At 66.2% G+C, this 18,148-nt stretch carries 16 protein-coding genes; 4 read left to right on the plus strand and 12 right to left on the minus strand.

Features of this window, described 5'->3' with window-relative positions; genetic code table 11:
- The first annotated feature begins 266 nt into the window (after positions 1-266).
- The 3 genes from trxA to CR156_RS17810 all read left to right on the plus strand — a co-directional run bounded on the left by trxA (position 267) and on the right by CR156_RS17810 (position 4,399).
- A complete protein-coding gene (trxA, locus tag CR156_RS17800; RefSeq protein ID WP_025878607.1) occupies positions 267-596 on the plus strand; it encodes a thioredoxin in 330 nt (109 codons plus the stop codon).
- Between the two features lie 229 nt (positions 597-825).
- Positions 826-2,601, plus strand: a complete 1,776-nt coding sequence (gene rho / locus CR156_RS17805; RefSeq protein ID WP_100553796.1) for a transcription termination factor Rho — start codon at positions 826-828, stop codon at positions 2,599-2,601.
- 223 nt (positions 2,602-2,824) lie between these two features.
- Positions 2,825-4,399: a sensor domain-containing diguanylate cyclase gene (locus CR156_RS17810; RefSeq protein ID WP_089237308.1), complete on the plus strand. Its 1,575-nt coding sequence runs from the start codon at positions 2,825-2,827 to the stop codon at positions 4,397-4,399.
- Positions 4,400-4,457: 58 nt separating this feature from the next.
- On the opposite strand, the gene CR156_RS17815 is transcribed toward CR156_RS17810, so the two are convergent.
- From CR156_RS17815 to aceK, 3 genes are all read right to left on the minus strand, one after another.
- Entirely contained in the window at positions 4,458-5,333 is an 876-nt protein-coding gene (locus CR156_RS17815; RefSeq protein WP_341476977.1) for an energy transducer TonB, read from the minus strand.
- Positions 5,334-5,425: 92 nt separating this feature from the next.
- A complete protein-coding gene (locus CR156_RS17820) occupies positions 5,426-6,319 on the minus strand; it encodes an energy transducer TonB (RefSeq protein WP_100553798.1) in 894 nt (297 codons plus the stop codon).
- Positions 6,320-6,382: 63 nt separating this feature from the next.
- Entirely contained in the window at positions 6,383-8,113 is a 1,731-nt protein-coding gene (gene aceK, locus CR156_RS17825; RefSeq protein ID WP_100553799.1) for a bifunctional isocitrate dehydrogenase kinase/phosphatase, read from the minus strand.
- A 187-nt stretch (positions 8,114-8,300) separates the two neighbouring features.
- On the opposite strand from aceK, the gene CR156_RS17830 reads away from it, so the two are divergent.
- Positions 8,301-9,038, plus strand: coding sequence for a KilA-N domain-containing protein (locus tag CR156_RS17830; protein ID WP_243381895.1), 738 nt, complete (start codon positions 8,301-8,303; stop codon positions 9,036-9,038).
- 64 nt (positions 9,039-9,102) lie between these two features.
- Here the strand turns inward: CR156_RS17830 and CR156_RS17835 are convergent, their stop codons facing one another.
- The 9 genes from CR156_RS17835 to CR156_RS17875 form a co-directional block, all read right to left on the minus strand.
- Positions 9,103-9,462, minus strand: a complete 360-nt coding sequence (locus CR156_RS17835) for a hypothetical protein (RefSeq protein WP_025878601.1) — start codon at positions 9,460-9,462, stop codon at positions 9,103-9,105.
- Between the two features lie 52 nt (positions 9,463-9,514).
- A complete protein-coding gene (locus CR156_RS17840; RefSeq protein ID WP_100553801.1) occupies positions 9,515-9,931 on the minus strand; it encodes a roadblock/LC7 domain-containing protein in 417 nt (138 codons plus the stop codon).
- On the minus strand, positions 9,924-10,472 hold the full coding sequence (locus CR156_RS17845; protein ID WP_100553802.1) for a GTP-binding protein: 549 nt from the start codon (positions 10,470-10,472) through the stop codon (positions 9,924-9,926). The genes CR156_RS17840 and CR156_RS17845 overlap by 8 nt, the downstream gene beginning before the upstream one ends.
- A complete protein-coding gene (locus CR156_RS17850; protein ID WP_100553803.1) occupies positions 10,465-11,412 on the minus strand; it encodes a hypothetical protein in 948 nt (315 codons plus the stop codon). The genes CR156_RS17845 and CR156_RS17850 overlap by 8 nt, the downstream gene beginning before the upstream one ends.
- 342 nt (positions 11,413-11,754) lie before the next feature.
- Positions 11,755-13,977, minus strand: a complete 2,223-nt coding sequence (locus CR156_RS17855; RefSeq protein WP_100553804.1) for an NADP-dependent isocitrate dehydrogenase — start codon at positions 13,975-13,977, stop codon at positions 11,755-11,757.
- Positions 13,978-14,334: 357 nt separating this feature from the next.
- Positions 14,335-14,838: a hypothetical protein gene (locus CR156_RS17860; RefSeq protein WP_100553805.1), complete on the minus strand. Its 504-nt coding sequence runs from the start codon at positions 14,836-14,838 to the stop codon at positions 14,335-14,337.
- 47 nt (positions 14,839-14,885) lie between these two features.
- Entirely contained in the window at positions 14,886-15,179 is a 294-nt protein-coding gene (locus CR156_RS17865; RefSeq protein ID WP_025878595.1) for a LysM peptidoglycan-binding domain-containing protein, read from the minus strand.
- 262 nt (positions 15,180-15,441) lie between these two features.
- Complete coding sequence (gene queF / locus CR156_RS17870; RefSeq protein ID WP_100553806.1) at positions 15,442-16,260, minus strand: NADPH-dependent 7-cyano-7-deazaguanine reductase QueF; 819 nt, start codon at positions 16,258-16,260, stop codon at positions 15,442-15,444.
- Between the two features lie 556 nt (positions 16,261-16,816).
- On the minus strand, positions 16,817-18,136 hold the full coding sequence (locus tag CR156_RS17875) for a M20 family metallopeptidase (protein ID WP_100553807.1): 1,320 nt from the start codon (positions 18,134-18,136) through the stop codon (positions 16,817-16,819).
- Between the last annotated feature and the right edge of the window lie 12 nt (positions 18,137-18,148).

Genomic DNA, 18,148 nt, shown 5'->3' on the forward strand with positions numbered 1-18,148 from the left:
CTACCGCGCCAGCACCCCCATTTCAGCCATGGACAGTGAAATCGGACACATACCGTGCTCAACCCCGATCACGATACGCTGGGTTCCAGCCAGCATCTGTCCGCGCCCTGCGATAGGGGTACACTGCCGGCCGTGAGCGTCCAGGCATCCCGCCGAACGCACCGTGGCAGTCCGCCGCGAGGCAACGACGAGGGTCACGCCACCGGGCATGGCCCAGTTCACCCACCTCCGGCCTGGCCGGGTGCAATCCAAGACGAGAAACCAAGATGAGCGACAAGGTTGTACACGTCGGCGATGCCGACTTTGATAGCGCCGTACTGAATTCCAAGGAACCGGTGCTGGTCGATTTCTGGGCCGAATGGTGTGGCCCCTGCAAGATGATCGCCCCGGCACTGGACGAACTGGCTGATGCCTACCAGGGCCGCGCCAAGATCGCCAAGGTCAACGTGGACAACAACCGCGCGCTGGCCGCCAAGTACCACGTGCGTTCGATTCCCTACCTGGTCGTCTTCAAGGATGGCGAGAAGGTCGGCGAGCAGATTGGTGCCGTTGGCAAGGCCCAGCTGGCCGGCCTGCTGGACAAGGCCCTGGCCTGATCCTGCGGGTGACCGGCAGCCGTTTTCCACGGCTGCCGGGCGGGCGCCCCGGCGCCTGACTGAATACCGTATCCGGCGACCCTTGCGTGGCGCCGCGGGCCGATGATAGTGTCGGCATATCCGGCCGCGTTCGCGTGCCGCATCTTCTGGACGCAGTTTCTTCCAGACCCATTCCCAATGTTCGCCGCCCCAGCCGGGCGCTCGCACCTTCAAGCGAGGAATAACGCTCTTGTCCGATAACACTTCCGAAACCGGTAGCGCTGATGCGCCCGCCGAAAAGCGCGTGCGCAAAGCCCGCGTAACCAAGGCTGCCGCTCCGGCCGCCGCCGAAACCAGCGCCCCGGCGCAGCCTGCCCTGCCGCTGGCAGCCGCGCCCGAAGCGCCGGCACCGGCCGCAGCGCCTTCCGCGCCGAGCGCACCCGCCGCCGAGGCCCCTGCCAGCAGTGGCGGTGGCGAAGGTGGTGAGGGCCGCGAATCCGGCCAGCCGCGGCAGTCGCAGCAGAACAACCAGGGCGGCGGCCAGAACCAGAACCCCTACAACCAGGGCGGCCAGCAGGGCCAGCAGGGCCAGGGCAACCGCCGTGACCGTTTCCGCAACCGCCGCGACCGTGATCGCAATGGCGGCGGCGGCGGTGGTGGCGGCAACGGCGGTCGCTTCCGCGACGACGGCATGCCCAACGACAACGGTGAACAGCAGCCGTTCGTACCGCGTCCGCACGCCAACGTGCCCGAAGGCTTCCCGGTCTATTCGCTGAGCGACCTCAAGCGCATGCCGGCCCAGAAGCTGCTGGATATCGCCGAGCAGCTGCAGATTTCCGAAGGCGTGGCCCGTGCCCGCAAGCAGGACGTGATCTTCGCGCTGCTGAAGGTGCTGACCCGCCACGGTGACGGCGTGGCCGCCGACGGTGTGCTGGAAATCCTGCCGGACGGCTTCGGCTTCCTGCGCGCGGCCGAAGCCAGCTACCTGGCCGGCCCGGACGATACCTACATCTCGCCCAGCCAGATCCGCCGCTTCAACCTGCGTACCGGCGACCACCTGTCCGGCCGCATCCGCTTCCCGAAGGACGGCGAGCGCTACTTCGCGCTGTCGATCGTGGACACCATCAACGGTGAGCCGCTGGAAGCGTCGAAGAACAAGGTGCTGTTCGAGAACCTGACCCCCCTGTTCCCGCGTCGCCGCTTCACCCTGGAGCGCGGCAACGGTTCCTCGGAAGACATCACCGGTCGCATCCTCGACCTGATGGCACCGCAGGGCAAGGGCCAGCGTTCGCTCATCGTTTCCCAGCCGAAGGCCGGCAAGACGATGATGATGCAGCAGGTCGCCACGGCCATCACCACCAACCATCCGGACGTGCACCTGATCGTGCTGCTGATCGATGAGCGCCCGGAAGAAGTGACCGAAATGCAGCGCACCGTGCGCGGCGAAGTCATCAGCTCGACCTTCGACGAACCGGCTGCGCGCCACGTGCAGGTCGCCGAAATGGTGATCGAGCGCGCCAAGCGCCTGGTCGAGCACAAGAAGGACGTGGTGATCCTGCTCGACTCGATCACCCGCCTGGCACGTGCCTACAACAACGTGGTGCCGAGCTCCGGCAAGGTGCTGACCGGTGGTGTGGACGCCAACGCCCTGCACCGTCCGAAGCGCTTCTTCGGTGCCGCACGCAACGTGGAAGAAGGCGGCAGCCTGACCATCATCGCCACCGCGCTGGTCGATACCGGCTCGAAGATGGACGAGGTGATCTACGAAGAGTTCAAGGGCACCGGCAACAGCGAAGTGCACCTGAGCCGCCGCATCTCTGAAAAGCGCGTGTTCCCGGCCATCGACATCAACCGCTCGGGCACCCGTCGCGAAGACCTGCTGATCGAACCGGAACTGCTGCAGAAGATCTGGATCCTGCGCAAGCTGCTGCATCCGATGGATGAAATGACGGCGATGGAATTCCTGCTCGACAAGATGAAGAACACCAAGTCCAACGACGAGTTCTTCGGTTCGATGAAGCGCTGATCGCGCGGCATTGATGCACTACGAAAAGGCCCCGCGATGCGGGGCTTTTTCTTTGGAAGGCGGCAGGACAGACGGCTTCACTTCGCGGCCCGGCGTTTTGGCGATAATCTGCGGGACAAATGCCTGACTCTCCGCCCCGACCGTGCTGGCCGGGCCGCCGATTCCCGCTGTTGCCCCATCCGGAGGATCCGGCGGGTCCAGCCCTGCCCGATCCTTCAACCGCATGCGCACACTGTCCCCCCGGCTCAACCTGGGCAAGCTGATCCTTGCCCTGGCACTGCTCAGCGCCGTCATCGCCCTGGCCAATACGCTGCTTGCCAGCTATCGCGTGCAGCGCGACCAGCTGGTGGGCAACACCCTGGAAGCCAACCGTGTGTATGCCACCAAGCTGGCCGAGACCACGCAGAACTTCCTGCTGGCCGCGCAGCAGCAGCTGGCCTATGCCGCAACCCGGCTTGGCAACAGCGACATGGATCCTGCCCAGGCGCAGGATGAGGCCAGCCGCCTGCAGCTGCAGTCCAGCAGCTTCAACTCCTCGCTGGTGGTGGCCAGCGATGGGCGGGTGATCGCGACCTCGCCGCAGAGCCTGCAGCTGCAGGGCGAGATCCTGCGCAGCGCCGGCAGCAAGGCGGCACTCGATCGGCGCGAGCCGATGATCAGCGACCCCTACCAGTCGGCCACCGGCAAGCTGCTGATCTCGATATCGCACCCGGTATTCGACCGCAGCGGCCAGTACCGCGGCTATGTCAGCGGCACCCTGTACCTGCGCCAGCGCAGTGCGCTCAACACCCTGCTGGGTACGCACTACTACCGCGATGGTTCCTACCTGTACGTGGTGGACCGCCATGGACGTCTGATCTATCACAACAACGCCAAGGAAGTGGGCACCTACGCGTTGAACAACCCGGCGGTGAAAGAGGTGATGCGCGGCCAGCGCGGTGCGCAGCAGGTGCTCAACAACCACAAGGTGGCGATGCTGGCCGGTTACGCGCCCGTCGCGGCAACCGGCTGGGGCATCGTCGCGCAGCGCCCGACCGAGGCGACGCTGCAACCGCTGTCACGGCTGATGTCGGCGGTGATCTGGAATGCCATTCCGCTGGGCGTGTTGTCGCTGTTGATCACCTGGTGGTTCGCACGGCGCATTTCGCTGCCGCTGTGGCAGCTGGCGCGCAACGTGCAGGACGGCGAAGACACCGGCAACGCGATCAGTCACGTCAATGGCATCCAAGCCTGGTACTTCGAAGTAGCGCAGCTGAAACAGGCCGTGCTGTACAGCTTCAATGCGCTGCAGGACCGGATCGGCACCCTCAACCGGGCCAGCCGCACCGATCCGCTGACCGGTCTGCTCAACCGTCGCGGGCTGCAGCAGGCGCTCGACGCACTGCAGGTGCAGGGCCTGCCGTTTGCGATCCTGACGCTGGATATCGACCGCTTCAAGTCGATCAACGACAGCCACGGTCACGACGTCGGTGATGCGGCCATCGTGCATATCGCCGAACAGATGCGCCGTCATTCGCGCGAGACCGACGTGCTGTGCCGCGCCGGTGGCGAGGAGTTCCTGGTGCTGCTGCCGGGCGTTGGCGTCGAAGCGGCCCGGCAGACCGGCGAGCGCCTGCGCCAGGCCATCGCCGACGAACCCTTCGCGCCGGTGGGCACGATCACCGTATCGCTGGGTGTCGCCCACTTCCCCAGTTTCCACACCGATCCGGAACAGGCACTGCGCTTGGCCGACAAGGCCCTGTACCTGGCCAAGGAACAGGGCCGCAACCGGGTCGTGGTGTACCCGCACGCCGATTGAGCACATCGATTGAAGCGGGATGTGCCGGGACAGGCCCGGTGCATCCCGCAATGACGCATCAGCCCAACGGGGTGAGCAGGCGTGGGCCTTCCTGCGCGCGTCCGACCATGTACACACCGCCTTCGGGCAGCAGGTCGGTCCCGGCGACCAAGGCTTCCTCGCCGGTCTTCCACGGCGCCCGCTGGCGCGGGCCTGGAATGTAGGCAGCCCAGCGACCGTAGCGCTCGCTCTGTTTGTCGAAGAAATAATTGACCGGTACGCGCACGGTCCAGAAGTCCCGATCCTTGTCCTCGCCGGTCGTGGGCGGGTTGAAGGTCCAGTCGCGGGCGCTCCTGACGCTGGCCTTGGCCAGCACATCGCGCAGTTGGTTCATCGTGCGCTCGGGGCCGACCACGGTCAGGTTGGTCTGCTCGGCGATCACGTCTGCGACCTTGCCATCCCGCCCGACCCTGACCAGCAGCAGCACAGTGCCCTGGCCGCGGATCGATGCCGCCTGCGGTGGATAGGCCGGTGCGCGCATCTTCGCCCCGGTGACGTCATCGGTACTCGGCTGCCTGGAGTCGCTGAGCTTGCCGAAACGGGCATCAGCCACCCGTACCTGCATGCTGTCGGCTTCCATGTTGCCGGCAATCAGCCGCAGGCGGACGGTGGTACGGGCCAGTACCGGCTTGCCGTCAACCAGCGTTGGCTCGAAACGCCAGCCCTGCACCGCCTTGTCGACAAAGCCCGCCACGCTGGCGTCGACCTTCTCGCGGTGATCGAGCTGGAACCCCTCAACCTGGCCTTCGCGGCCGATGTCGATGACGCCGCTGAGGGTCATGCTGGCCTCGGCCTGCTTGCGAACCTCGCGCGCGGTCTGCGCAGCGGCGGTATCGACCAGGGCGGCGCCACCACCCACGGCAAGGGTCAACGCCAGGAAAAGAGAAGAACGCATCACACCTGCTCCTTGTGTATGTACGAGTGGCCGACCCTAGCGCATCTCTGAAGACGGTTCACGCCAAGGCAGGCCATGCGTCATGGTCTGATTCAGCCTTGCCCGAGCGGCGTCAACAGACGCAGGCCCCGGTGTGCAGCATCGACCATGTACACGCCGCCGGCGGGCAACAGGTCACTGCCGACCTGCGCGGCATCGTCGGTGGTGCGCCACGGCGCCTGCTGGCGCGGGCCGGGAATGTAGGCCTGCCAGCGCCCGTAGGGGCTGGGCGGTTGCCTGCTGCCCTTTTCGCTCAGCGCGAAGGTGACCGGCACGCGCACGGTCCAGAACGCCAGGCCCTTGTCCTCACCGGAGGTCGGCGGGGTGAACGTCCACTTGCGGGCCTCGCTGATGCTGGCCTTGGCCAGCATGTCGCGCATCTTCTTCATTGCGTGTTCGGGTGCGACCACGCCCATGTTCACCTGTTCGGCGACGACATCGGCAACCGCGCCGTCACGCTCGACCTTGACCAGCAGCATCACCTCGCCCTGTGCACCGACGCGGAAAGCCGCTTCCGGATAGCGCGGAGGCCGCATCTGCTCGGCAGTCACCGCGTCGGTGGCCTTGTCGTCGTACTCGCTGAAGTCCACGCTGGTCATGCGCACTTCGGTGTTGCCGTCGGCCCCGGGCCGGCCCAGCAGACGCACGCGCAACGGTGCATGTTTCGCCACGGGCTTGCCGTCCACCAGGGTGGGCTCGAACTGCCACTTGCGGATCGTGCCGTCCACGAACGCAGCGATGGCAGGCGCTATCGACGCTCGCTGGTCGAGCACCAGGCCGGTGACCGCGCCATCTGCGGCGACATCGATGTTGCCGGTCAAGACCATGCTGGCTTCAGCGGTGGCCCGCACTGCGCGCGTACTCTGCGCTGCGGCATCGGTGCTGAGCAGGGAGCCAGCGGTGCCGATCGCCAGCGCGAAGGCGAGAAACAGCGGAGAACGCATCATGACCCGATCCTTGGTGATGAAAGTACCGAGATTACCCCAGTTGCCCGCCGTCGGCGCAGCCGATCACGCCAACCGCTGCACAGCCGAATACGGAGGTGTGTCCGGATAATCACCCGCCGCAAAGCGCGCCTGCAGCCCCTGCCACCAGGCGGGATCGAACAGATGCCGATAGTGCTCGCGCACCGCTGCCAGCTCCTGCGCCGGCAAGCCCATGAACGGCCCGAACCGCTCCGGGAACACATCGCGCGGGCCGACATGGAACCAGGGCTCATCAGCCATCGCTTCTTCGGCGGAGCTTGGCTTGGGCCAGGCGCGGAATACGCAGTCGCTGACCAGGCACAACTCGTCGTAGTCGTAGAACACGGCACGGCCGTGGCGCGACACGCCGAAGTTCTTCGGCAGCATGTCGCCGGGGAAGATGTTGTTGCGCGCCATGTCGGTGATCGCCTGCGCATAGTCGAGTACGGCTGCACGCACGGCCTCGCCAGCCTGCTCGCGCAGGTAGAGGTTCAGTGGCCGGAAGCGACGCTGCACGTAGCACAACGCGATCTCCACTTCGTCGCCATCCACGCGCACGCTCTGCGCGCACTGCTGCAGCAGCTCGTCCAGCAACGCCGGGGCAAAGCGTTCGCGCGGGAAACGCAGATGCCGGTAGGGCTGTGCATCGAGCAGGCGGCCAACACGATCGAGGTTGAACACCAGCGCGTACTTTTCCTCCACCTGCTGGCGCGACATCGCCTTGGGCCAGGCGAAGCGGTCGCGGATGAGCTTGAACACCAGCGGATAGCTGGGCAGGGTGAACACCGCCATGACCATGCCCGGCGTGCCTTCGGCATGCGCCAGGCGCTCGTTCGGGTGTTCATTGAAGTGGCGGAAGAACGTCCGGTAGCGCTCGGTCTTGCCCTGCTTGGCGCGTCCGAGAACGGTGTAGATCTCGTCGATCGGCTTGCCCGGCAGCAGGCTGCGCAGGAACACCACGGCATCGCCAACGGTGCCCAGGTCGGCCTGGAAATAGCTGCGTGACACGCCGAACAGGTGGGCCACATCGCGACGCCGGGTCAGCACGGCATCGGCACGCAGGCCCTGATCATCGTTGACCAGCGCGATCACGCACGGCGAGAAACGGTGTTCGCCGAACACGCGGCCGACCAGATAGGCGCGACGCTCGCGGTAGAACACGGTATCGAGCAGTTCGATGCTGCGTACTGGCGTGTCGCCCCAGTGCGCCAGATCGTCCTGCAGGCGCACGGCGATGGCGGCGGCACAGCGCAGCTGGTGCGCATAGGGAACATCAAAGCGGTAGTCGGCCAGCACCCGCTGCAGCGCCTCCACCGGCCGCGTCGGCGAAATGGCATAGGTATGCCGCGCCACCGGATGCGTGATTGCATCGGAGGGCTCGACATCGAAGGCGATGAATTCCACTTCCGGATCCACGCCACGGATGGCGAACAGCCGCCGCGACAGGGTGTTGTAGAAGGTCTTGTACAGCTCTGCGTCGATCAGATCCTGCAGCAGGGCGCTGTAGTGCGCGTGCACCTGCAGCCACAGCGCGCGTTCGCTGATGGCGTCACCGGCCAGCCGTCGCAGCGCATCCATCTGCTCGGCGATGCACTGGTCGTAGAGGGCGATGCGCTCCACCGCATCGTGGCGCGCCGCTGCCCAGTCGCGCTGCTGGAAACGCACGCGGGCACGCGCCGAGATCGCGGCGAATCGCGCGTGGTAGTCCTCAAAGCCATCACGGATGGCCTCGGCGATGCGCGGTGCCAGTTCGGTTGCAGTGACAGGATCGGACATGCACGACGTATCCGGGGGAACCGACCTCACCATACGCTGGCGTGGGGTAGCTTGTGTAGAGCCGAGCCGCGCTCGGTTGCTTCTGCCTGGTAGAACCAGACAAACGCAACCATTCCTACAGACCCGGCGCCCCCCTGCTGCTTACCATTTCAGGCCAAGTAACGGCAAAAGGTGACGCATGCAGCAAATGACCCTGATCCCACGCATGGAGGAAGGCAATGTAATCCCGCAGCGCGCCCGCGACGGCTACATCAGCGCGACAGCGCTCTGCCAGTCCGTCGGCAAGCGCTGGTCCGACTACCGCGCATTGAAATCGACCGGCGAGTTCATCGAGGAGCTGACCACGCAGACCGGGCTTGCGGAGGACCAGCTCATCCACGTGGTGTCCGGGGGCAATGCGGCGATGCAGGGCACCTGGATCCACCCCTACCTGGCCATCAATCTAGGCCAGTGGCTGTCGCGCAAGTTCGCGGTGAAGGTATCGCAGTGGGTGGTGGAGTGGCAGCAGGGCCGTGCGAACGCGGTCATGCCCGCCCACATCGAGCGCTACATGCAGAACCGCTCGAAGGTGCCTTATACGCACTTCTCGATGTTGAACGAGCTGACCCTGAACCTGATCGCGCCGCTCGAACAGGCCGGCTACACCCTGCCGCAGGAGCTGGTGCCGGACATCTCCGAGGGCCGGTTGTTCTGCAGGTGGCTGCGCGATCACAAGGGCATCGAGCCCAACACCTTCGACACCTATGAGCACAGCTATCCAGACGGCCGCAACGTGCAGGCAAAGCTCTATCCGAACGAGCTCTACGAAGACTTCCGCCGGCACTTCAACGAAACCTGGCTTCCCCTGCACGCGCCCAGATACTTTGCTGCGCGCGACAAGCAGGCGCTGACGTTCGTACGTACGCTCCTGCTGCCTTCGACGTGACATCGCACCGGAACGATCCCTGGCTTGCCGTGCAGCAGCCAGGGATCGACGCCATCGAGCCGGTTCAGATCGCCAGTTCGGCCTCCACGTCCTGCACCTTGCGCCGCGCCAGGGCGAGGTTGGACTTGGTCCGGTCCAGCACGATGTAGAAGAACAGACCCTTCTTCTTCGCCACCGGGCGCATGATGTGGTACGCCTTTCCGAGCGAGATCAGGATGTCCTCGATGCCATCGTTGAGGTTGAGCGAGGCGGCGGTTTTCATCTTCGCGCGGATCACTTCGGTATTGCCGGCGGCAGCCACTTCCATGTCCATGCCCGAACCGGCCTCGCCCAGCAGCATGCCGCTCTCGTAGTCGACCAGCGCCACGGCCTGCGCGCCATCGATGCCCATCAGTGCAGTCAACGAATCATTCAATCCAGCCACGTTGCACCCCTCTCAATGTTGGTTCGAGCCCCTCGTTCCCCTGCGGCCGGGCTCACGATCCGCTGAGTTCGGCCAGGATCGCCTGGCCACATTCCCTGCTCTGCCACAGCACCTGGCCGATCACGCTGCGCTGGTCGCAGGCAGCCATCAGCAGCAGCGGTGCTCGACCTTCGGCCTGGATGGCAAGCATCAGCACCTTGCCGCCGGCAGCCTCCAGCATCAGCGTCTGCAGATCGCCCAGTGCCAGCTCGCGCCCCACCGCCGCAGCCAGGGCCAGCATTGCGCTGGTCATCGCCGCCAGTCGCTCGCCGCGCCCCTCCGCACCGGCGCTGACCAGGGCAAAGCCATCGACACTGGCCAGCACCACGGTCCGCACTCCTTCCACCCGCTGCTGCAGGTCCTGCAGCAACGGCTGCAGGCGCTCGCGCTGCTGCACGTCCGGCAACGGCGCGCCTTGTCCATCAGCCATGTGCGGCCACCAGTGCATACGCTTCCATTTCGCTCATCAGTACGTCCATCAGCAGCAGTCCTTGTTCGCGATCACGGGCATCCACGGCCAGCAACGGCAGCGGCTGGCCATCGAGCCGGGCGCTATCGGCCCAGTCATCCAGTGCCGCTGCCGGCACCTGGTCAAGATGGGTCACCGCCACCACCAGGGCCAATGCCGGACCGAACGGGCGCAGCACCTGCAGGTAAGCGTCCAGCTCAGCGGCCACCCCGGCCCGACGCGCGTCGAGCAGCAGCACGGCACCGCGCGCGCCCTGCAGCAGGATCGGCCACAGGAAATCGAAGCGCTGCTGGCCAGGCGTGCCGTAGAGACGCAGGCGCTCGCCGTTGGGCAGGTCGATATCGGCGTAGTCCAGCGCCACCGTGGTCGACGCCTTGTCCGCACCCGCGCGGTCGCTGTTGGCTACATCGGTGTCGACCACCGCGCCGGCGGCGATGCTGCGTACCAAGGTCGATTTGCCGCTGCCCATGCCACCGAGCACCACCACCTTGTGCTCACGCATCGCGATCACTCCCGCGCAGCGTCCGCCACAGGCGTGCGAGCAGGCCGGTGTCGGCAGTGCTGGCACGTGCGCCCGACAGCGGTGCGGCAGGCGCGACCTGCAGCTGTGCATAACCGCACAGGTAGGCGGCGTGGATGAAATCGCGCACGGCGGCGGCGGGAAGATCCAGCAGCATCGCGCATTCGTCCACCGTGCAGGCACGCTTGAGCAGCAGCGAACACAGACGGAAGCCATCGTGATCGTGGCCGAGCACGCGGAAATCCGGCCAGCGCAGCAGCTTCACCGACGCCCCGCGCAGGCGCTCATCCAACGCCTGCCAATGGCGGCTGCGCTGCGCCCATTGCCACAGCAGCGGACGCAGCGGCAGGCGCGTGCGGTCACCCGCCAGTGCCTGCAGCTGCGCCGGCAGCAGCGCATCCAGATACAGATGCTCGAAGCCCTGTGCCAGCCGTTCCACCAGTACCGTGGCCGGTTCGTGCAGCAATACCGCCTGGTCCTGTTCCAGATCCAGCAGCAACAGCGGCTCTGCGCCCTCGCCCAACAGCGCCTGGCCCTGCCGCAAGGGCAGCCGCTCGCGCAATAGACGGGTGATCGCGTGCGCGCCGTCCGCCAGGCGGATCGGTGTCGCTGCGGCACCGGCCTGCATTCCGCGTAGTGCGCGTCCTATCGCGCCATCATCCAATACGTCCTGGCCACCATCGCCTTCGCGCAACTGGCCACCGAGGTCTTCGATCCAGCAGTGCAGCCGCGGGCGTTGCTGGCGCATGCGCAGTGCCGCGTTGCGCAGCGCTGGCGTATCGCGGATCACCAGCAGGTCGCAGTCGTCCAGGTCCTGGCTGCGGCGGATCTGCCCGTCGGGCAACGCCGAGGCCAGCCGCAGCCGTTGCAGCAGGGCCTGTTCGCCCTGGATATCGGTTCCCACTACGAGCACGCGTGCCATCCGTGTTCCCCGTGCGACCACCTCCCCGGCGGTCTCGCATCGCCAAGGCTAGGCCATGGCTTGCCGCCATCGTCGTGATCGACTGCTCATATTGGTGGCAGTAGTGAACACGCACGCGTCCGTTCTGCGACGGCCATCGCGGGCAAGTTTCATGCCGTGTTGACGGCATTCCGACAGCCGACGGATTTCACGGTTCTGGGCCCGAGTAGATCCACGCCATGCGTGGATGCGCGGCCTTTGGGCAGAGCCCTCTGCGGTGCAGAGGGATCCGACACCAGGCTCGCAGAAAAAAAAACCCGCGCCGAAGCGCGGGTTTCGAGGTCACAACCGGGCAGCGATGGATCAGCCGCGCAGCTGCTCCAGCGCGGCGTTGAAGGTGGCGCTCGGACGCATCGCGGCAGCGGCCTTGGCCACGTCCGGACGGTAGTAGCCACCGATGTCCACGGCCTTGCCCTGCACCGCGATCAGCTCGTCGACGATCTTCTGCTCGTTGTCGGCCAGTGCCTTGGCCAGCGGAGCGAAGCGTGCCTGCAGTGCAGCGTCTTCGTTCTGCGCAGCCAGCGCCTGGGCCCAGTACAGGGCGATGTAGAAGTGGCTGCCACGGTTGTCGATGCCACCGAGCTTGCGCGACGGCGACTTGTCGTTGTCCAGGAACTGGCCGTTGGCCTCGTCCAGCGCCTTGGCCAGCACGCGGGCAGCGGCGTTGTCGTAACGATTGCCGAGGTGCTCCAGCGACGCAGCCAGGGCCAGGAATTCACCCAGCGAATCCCAACGCAGGTAGTCCTCTTCGACGAACTGCTGCACGTGCTTCGGGGCCGAACCACCGGCACCGGTCTCGAACAGGCCGCCGCCGGCCATCAGCGGCACGATCGACAGCATCTTGGCGCTGGTGCCCAGTTCCATGATCGGGAACAGGTCGGTGAGGTAATCGCGCAGCACGTTGCCGGTCACCGAAATGGTGTCCTCACCCTTGCGGATGCGGGCCAGCGAGAACGCGGTCGCTTCCACCGGCGGCAGGATGCGGATGTCCAGGCCGTTGGTGTCATGGTCCTTCAGGTACGTCTCGACCTTGGCGATGACCTGTGCGTCGTGGGCGCGGGCGGCGTCCAGCCAGAACACGGCCGGGGTGCTGCTCAGGCGGGCGCGTTCGACGGCCAGCTTGACCCAGTCCTGGATCGGCGCGTCCTTGGTCTGGCACATGCGCCAGATGTCGCCGGCTTCCACGGCGTGTTCGAACACCACGTTGCCGGCGTCGTCGGTGACCTTGACCACGCCGTCGGCAGCGATCTGGAAGGTCTTGTCGTGCGAGCCGTACTCTTCAGCCTTCTGCGCCATCAGGCCGACGTTGGGCACCGAGCCCATGGTGGCCGGGTTGAAGGCACCGTTGCTGCGGCAGTCGTCGATGACGGCCTGGTACACGCCGGCATAGCAGCGGTCCGGAATGACCGCCTTGGTGTCCTGCAGCTTGCCTTCGGCGTTCCACATCTTGCCGGAATCGCGGATCATCGCCGGCATCGAGGCGTCGACGATCACATCGCTCGGCACGTGCAGGTTGGTGATGCCCTTGTCCGAGTTGACCATGGCCACGCCCGGACGCTGTGCGTACTCGGCAGCCAGGTCGGCTTCGATGGCGGTGCGGGTCGCTTCGGGCAGCGACGGCAGGCGCGCGGCCAGGTCACCGATGCCGTTGTTGGCATCGAAGCCGGCCTGCTTGAGCACGTCGGCGTGCTTGGCGAGCACGTCCTTGTAGAACTCGTTGACCGCCACGCCGAACATGATCGGGTCGGAGACCTTCATCATGGTCGCCTTCAGGTGCAGCGAGAACAGCACGCCCTGGGCCTTGGCATCGGCGATCTGCTCGCCGATGAAAGCGGCCAGTGCCTTGCGGCTCATCACCGCGGCGTCGACGATCTCGCCGGCCTTGACCGCGGTCTTTTCCTTCAGCACGACCGTGCTGCCGTCCTTGCCGTGGAAGGTGATCTTCAGCGAACCGGCGTTGGCCAGCGTGGCCGACTTCTCGCTGCCGTAGAAATCACCGGCGGCCATGTGCGCGACGTGCGACTTCGAATCGGACGCCCAGGCACCCATGCGGTGCGGATGCTTGCGGGCGTAGTTCTTCACCGACAGCGGCGCGCGCCGATCGGAGTTGCCTTCGCGCAGCACCGGATTCACCGCACTGCCCTTGACCTTGTCGTAGCGCGCCTTGTAGTCGCGCTGCTGGTCGTCGGCCGGGGTTTCCGGGTAATCCGGCAGCGGATAACCCTGGTCCTGCAGTTCCTTGATGGCAGCCTTCAGCTGCGGCACCGAGGCGGAGATGTTCGGCAGCTTGATGATGTTGGCGTCGGGGGTGGTCGCCAGCTGGCCCAGCTCGGCCAGGTCATCGTTGACCTTCTGCGCATCGCTCAGCAGTTCCGGGAACAGCGACAGGATGCGGCCGGACAGCGAGATGTCACGGGTTTCCACCGCGATGCCGGCGGTGGAGGTGTAGGCGTCGACGATCGGCAGCAGCGACTGGGTGGCCAGGAACGGTGCTTCGTCGGTCAGCGTGTAGAGGATCTTGGACATGGGGGACTTGGACTCTGTAGCAGTGCTCAGGGGAAGGCCGGCGCCAGCGCCGGGCCACGTGCAACCGTGTCGCTTTCCTCCGCCGCCGTCAGGGTGGGCGCGCGCCGGGGAAACCCCTGCATTGTCGCGTTTTCAGCCGCGCGGGGCAAAGCCGCGCCATACGCGGCGGTACTGCACCCCGGCAACGCTGTGATCCATCCACGCATGGCGTGGATCTACGGAAACACCGACGTGCCCAGCGCAGGTAGATCCACGCCATGCGTGGATGGGGCCTTCCCGCAAAAGCCACAAACAAAAAAGGACGCAGCCTCGCGGCTGCGTCCATCGTGAGTCCAACCGGGAGAGAGTCGGCGGGACTTACTTGACCTCGAACTCCTGCGGCGTTCCGGCCGCCTTACCATCGACAATGACTTCGGCGCGGTACTTGCCGGCCGGCCAGCCATTGGCATTCTTGAAGGTGATGTTGGTGGTCTCTGCACCGCTGGTGTTCAGGGTCGCGTTCTGCTCACCGGCCACCTGGCCATCCTGGTAGGTCAGCTTGGCGCCGACGGTGACATTGTTGGCCGCGCCATCGGTCTTCACCGAAACGATGACCTCGTCCTTCGGCGCGAACAGGGCGGCAGTGGTCACCGACTTGTCAGCAGCGGCAGACTTGCCGACGGTGACGGCCGACACCGCTACGGCCGATGCAGCCATCGGCGGCGGCGCGCCGGTCATCGGCGCGGGCGCTTCGGCCGGCGTGGTCGCTGCCGGAGCCGCGTTGTTGTCTGCGGTTTCTTCCTTCTTCTTGCAGCCCACCAGGGCGACACTGCCCAGCAGCGCGGCCAGCAGGGCATTCTGAAGCGGGGTCGTCTTGATCATTCGGGGTTCCTCACAGGGATTGTCGGACGGCGATTGGATCGCCGGCATTACTTCGGCGGCAGTTTCAGGGTCTGGCCCGGGAAGATCTTGTCCGGGTCGTCGAGCACATCGCGGTTGGCTTCGAAGATCTTCTTCCAGGCGTTGGCATCGCCCAGGTGCTGCTTGGCGATCTTCGACAGCGAATCACCCTTCTGCACGGTGTAGGTGCCACCGCTGACCACCTCGGCGGTACTGTCCACCGAGGCACTGACGCCGGAGAAGTCCGCCTTGGGGACCTGCTGGGCGGTACTGTCGACGCTGCCACTGACGCCGGAGAAATCGGCTTTCTTCTCGGTACTCATCCACACACTCCCGTCTGTATGACTACATGGCTGGCACGGTGTCATAGAGGTTGTTAAATGGGGATGGTGCCGATGTGAAGCCGCCCCCCGGGGCGGCTGAACAATCGAGGCGGAACGCCCCCGATGGGCTCGCCGGGCATGGCCCGGCGCTACCCGTCACAGGGCGGCCCGACGGTAGTGCCGGCCGCTGGCCGGCGGCTCTGGATCAGGCCGCTGCGCTCGCCGGGCATGGCCCGGCGCTACCAGTAACCGCCTGCGGCGGTTACTGGCGCAGTTCGCGGTAGGTCGCGGCCGGGGCGGCGATGCCGTGGCTGGCGCGCCACGGGTTGATGTCCAGGCCACCGCGGCGGGTATAGCGGGCCTCCACTTCCAGCCACTGCGGCCGGCAGCGCGCCGACACTTCGCTGAAGATGCGCTCGACGCACTGCTCGTGGAACTCGGCGTGTTCGCGGTAGCTGACCAGGTAGCGCAGCAGACCGGCACGATCGATCTGCGGGCCGCGATAGCGCAGGCTGACGGTAGCCCAGTCCGGCTGACCGGTGACCGGGCAGTTGGACTTCAGCAGGGCGGAGACCAGGGTCTCCTCCACCAGCGCATCGGCGTTGGCCGACAGGTAATCCGCCTGCGGCGGGCCATAGCAGTCGATATCCACATCAAGGCCATCGATCAACTCGCCCAGCGGCGACTCGCGCAGCGCCGGCAGCCCGAACGTGACCTGGACCGGGGCACCGGCGCAGGCCGACAGGTCGGCGACGAGACGCTCACGCAGGGCTTCGACACTGTCCAGGCGGGTGCTGTTGAGCGAGTTCAGGTACAGCTTGAACGACTTCGACTCGATCAGCCGCGGCGAAGTGCACGGCACCTGCACGGTGGCGACGGCGACCTGCGGTTTGCCACGCGGGTCGAGCCAGCTCAGCTCGAAGGCGTGCCAGCGGTCGTGGCCGACGAACGGCAGCGCGGCCTCGTCGAGACCGATCTCGGCGCGGGCGCCGACGCGGGGGATGGGAAACAGCAGGCCGGGATCGTACTGCGACGGGTAACTGACCTCGCGACCGAGGCTGGAATCCTGTGGGGTGTTCATGGTGCTTATTGTATCGCGCGCAGGGCGGGCCTTCGGCCGGGTCGGCCAACGGCGGAGCCCCTCCGTGGTGGGTGGGTTGGTCGCGTACAGCCGGGATTCTGGGTTTGGCCGGGCGGGGAGGCTGGGCAGGGGGCGCTGCAAGTACGTCCATGTAAGCTCGGTCGCCGCATCCATGCGGCTCACGCCCCTGCCCAGCCTCCCCGCCCGGCCTCTGACAGTTTCCTGCGCGCGGCCGCCACCACGGGAAAGATCAGGAAAATCAAAATCAAAAGCCGATGCTTCAGACGTTCATGACGTCCGCCGTGTCGACCAAGGTCGACACCTACCAAAGCAGGATGTCGTTCCGACAGCAGCAGGAAACTGTCGAAGGCGGGGGGGGTCCGGTGGCAGGGGCGTGAGCGCCATGGATGGCGCGACCGAGGCTACAGGGACGTACTTGCGCCGTCCCCTGCCACCGGACCCACCCCGCCATCCCACGGATAGCCAGCTTTTGCCGTTGCTCCGGCTGTTGCCGTTGCCTCGGCGGGTGCAGGGCTGCAAGCCCTGCCGGTAACCCTCAACCAGCCGGGGTGCCGCCGCCGTGCAGGTAATCCAGACTCACCTGCAGCAACGCACGGAATCCGACATCCAGCGCTTTCTCATCCAGCAGGAACTTCGGCGAATGATTGGCCGGCGCCGTCGCCGGGTCGATGCCCACGCTGGTGGAGCCGACGAAGAAGAACATGCCCGGCACTTCCTTGGCGTACAGCGAGAAATCCTCCGCGCCCATCTGCAGCGGCGGCTCGTACACGTTGTCCTTGCCCACCACCGCCTGCAGGCTTGGCAGCATCTTCGCGGTCAACGCCGGGTCGTTCACCGTGGCCGGGTTGCCTTCCGATTCGTAGATGTCGGTCACCGCCTTGGCCCCGTGCGCGGCAGCCGTGTGATCGGCCACGTTGCGCAGGTCGGCGAAGATCTGCTGGCGCATGCCTTCGTCGAAGGTGCGGATGGTGCCGACCATCTCCACTTCATCGGGAATGATGTTGTAGCGGATGCCGCCGTTGATCGCGCCGAAGGTCAGCACCGCCGGCTGCTTGGAGAGGTTGGCGCGGCGGCTGACGATGGTCTGTGCGGTGCCGATCAGATCGGCAGTGGCCACAATCGGGTCGACGCCGTTCCACGGTGCCGAGCCATGCGTCTGCCGGCCGATCACCTTGATGCCGAAACGATCGGACGCGGCCATCAGCGGGCCACCGCGCACCGCGATCTGCCCTGCCTGCACGCTGGAGAACACATGCAGGCCGAATACGGCTTCCGGCTTGAAGTCGGCAAACAGGCCTTCCTTCAGCATCAGCGCTGCACCGCCCTCTTCCGGCGGCGGCGCACCTTCCTCGGACGGCTGGAAGATCAGCATCACCTGGCCCGGCAGGTCCTTCTTCATCGCCACCAGCGCTTCGGCCACGCCCAGCAGGGTGGCGGTGTGCGCGTCATGGCCACAGGCGTGCATCACGCCTACGGTCTGCCCTCGGTACTGCGCGGTGGCCTTGGAGGCGAACGGCAGACCGGTCTGCTCAGTCACCGGCAGTGCGTCCATGTCCGCACGCAGGGCGATCTTCGGGCCGGGCTTGCCGCCTTCAATGATCGCCACCACGCCGTGGTGGGCGATGCCGGTCTTCGGCTTCAGGCCCATCGCACGCAGGCGCTTGGCGACCTCGGCGGAGGTGCGCTCCTCGCGGTTGGACAGTTCCGGGTGCTGATGGAAATCGCGTCGCCATTCAACCACTTTGGCCTGCAGGCGCTGCGCGGCGGCGGTCACTTCCGGGCGCTGGGCGTCCTCGGCATGGGCAAGGGCCGGCAGGGCCAGCAGCAGGGCGGACAGCAGCAACGAACGGCGCATCTCGATCTCCAC

Source organism: Stenotrophomonas lactitubi, from assembly GCF_002803515.1.
In the GTDB taxonomy this organism is placed as follows: Bacteria; Pseudomonadota; Gammaproteobacteria; order Xanthomonadales; family Xanthomonadaceae; genus Stenotrophomonas; species Stenotrophomonas lactitubi.

Excerpts from the sequence above, each read along its gene's own strand:
- trxA (WP_025878607.1), top strand. The coding sequence starts at position 267 with ATGAGCGACAAGGTTGTACACGTCGGCGATGCCGACTTTGATAGCGCC.
- CR156_RS17810 (WP_089237308.1), top strand. The coding sequence starts at position 2,825 with ATGCGCACACTGTCCCCCCGGCTCAACCTGGGCAAGCTGATCCTTGCC.
- CR156_RS17815 (WP_341476977.1), bottom strand. The coding sequence starts at position 5,333 with ATGCGTTCTTCTCTTTTCCTGGCGTTGACCCTTGCCGTGGGTGGTGGC.
- CR156_RS17820 (WP_100553798.1), bottom strand. The coding sequence starts at position 6,319 with ATGATGCGTTCTCCGCTGTTTCTCGCCTTCGCGCTGGCGATCGGCACC.
- aceK (WP_100553799.1), bottom strand. The coding sequence starts at position 8,113 with ATGTCCGATCCTGTCACTGCAACCGAACTGGCACCGCGCATCGCCGAG.
- CR156_RS17830 (WP_243381895.1), top strand. The coding sequence starts at position 8,301 with ATGACCCTGATCCCACGCATGGAGGAAGGCAATGTAATCCCGCAGCGC.
- CR156_RS17840 (WP_100553801.1), bottom strand. The coding sequence starts at position 9,931 with ATGGCTGATGGACAAGGCGCGCCGTTGCCGGACGTGCAGCAGCGCGAG.
- CR156_RS17845 (WP_100553802.1), bottom strand. The coding sequence starts at position 10,472 with ATGCGTGAGCACAAGGTGGTGGTGCTCGGTGGCATGGGCAGCGGCAAA.
- CR156_RS17850 (WP_100553803.1), bottom strand. The coding sequence starts at position 11,412 with ATGGCACGCGTGCTCGTAGTGGGAACCGATATCCAGGGCGAACAGGCC.
- CR156_RS17855 (WP_100553804.1), bottom strand. The coding sequence starts at position 13,977 with ATGTCCAAGATCCTCTACACGCTGACCGACGAAGCACCGTTCCTGGCC.
- CR156_RS17860 (WP_100553805.1), bottom strand. The coding sequence starts at position 14,838 with ATGATCAAGACGACCCCGCTTCAGAATGCCCTGCTGGCCGCGCTGCTG.
- CR156_RS17865 (WP_025878595.1), bottom strand. The coding sequence starts at position 15,179 with ATGAGTACCGAGAAGAAAGCCGATTTCTCCGGCGTCAGTGGCAGCGTC.
- queF (WP_100553806.1), bottom strand. The coding sequence starts at position 16,260 with ATGAACACCCCACAGGATTCCAGCCTCGGTCGCGAGGTCAGTTACCCG.
- CR156_RS17875 (WP_100553807.1), bottom strand. The coding sequence starts at position 18,136 with ATGCGCCGTTCGTTGCTGCTGTCCGCCCTGCTGCTGGCCCTGCCGGCC.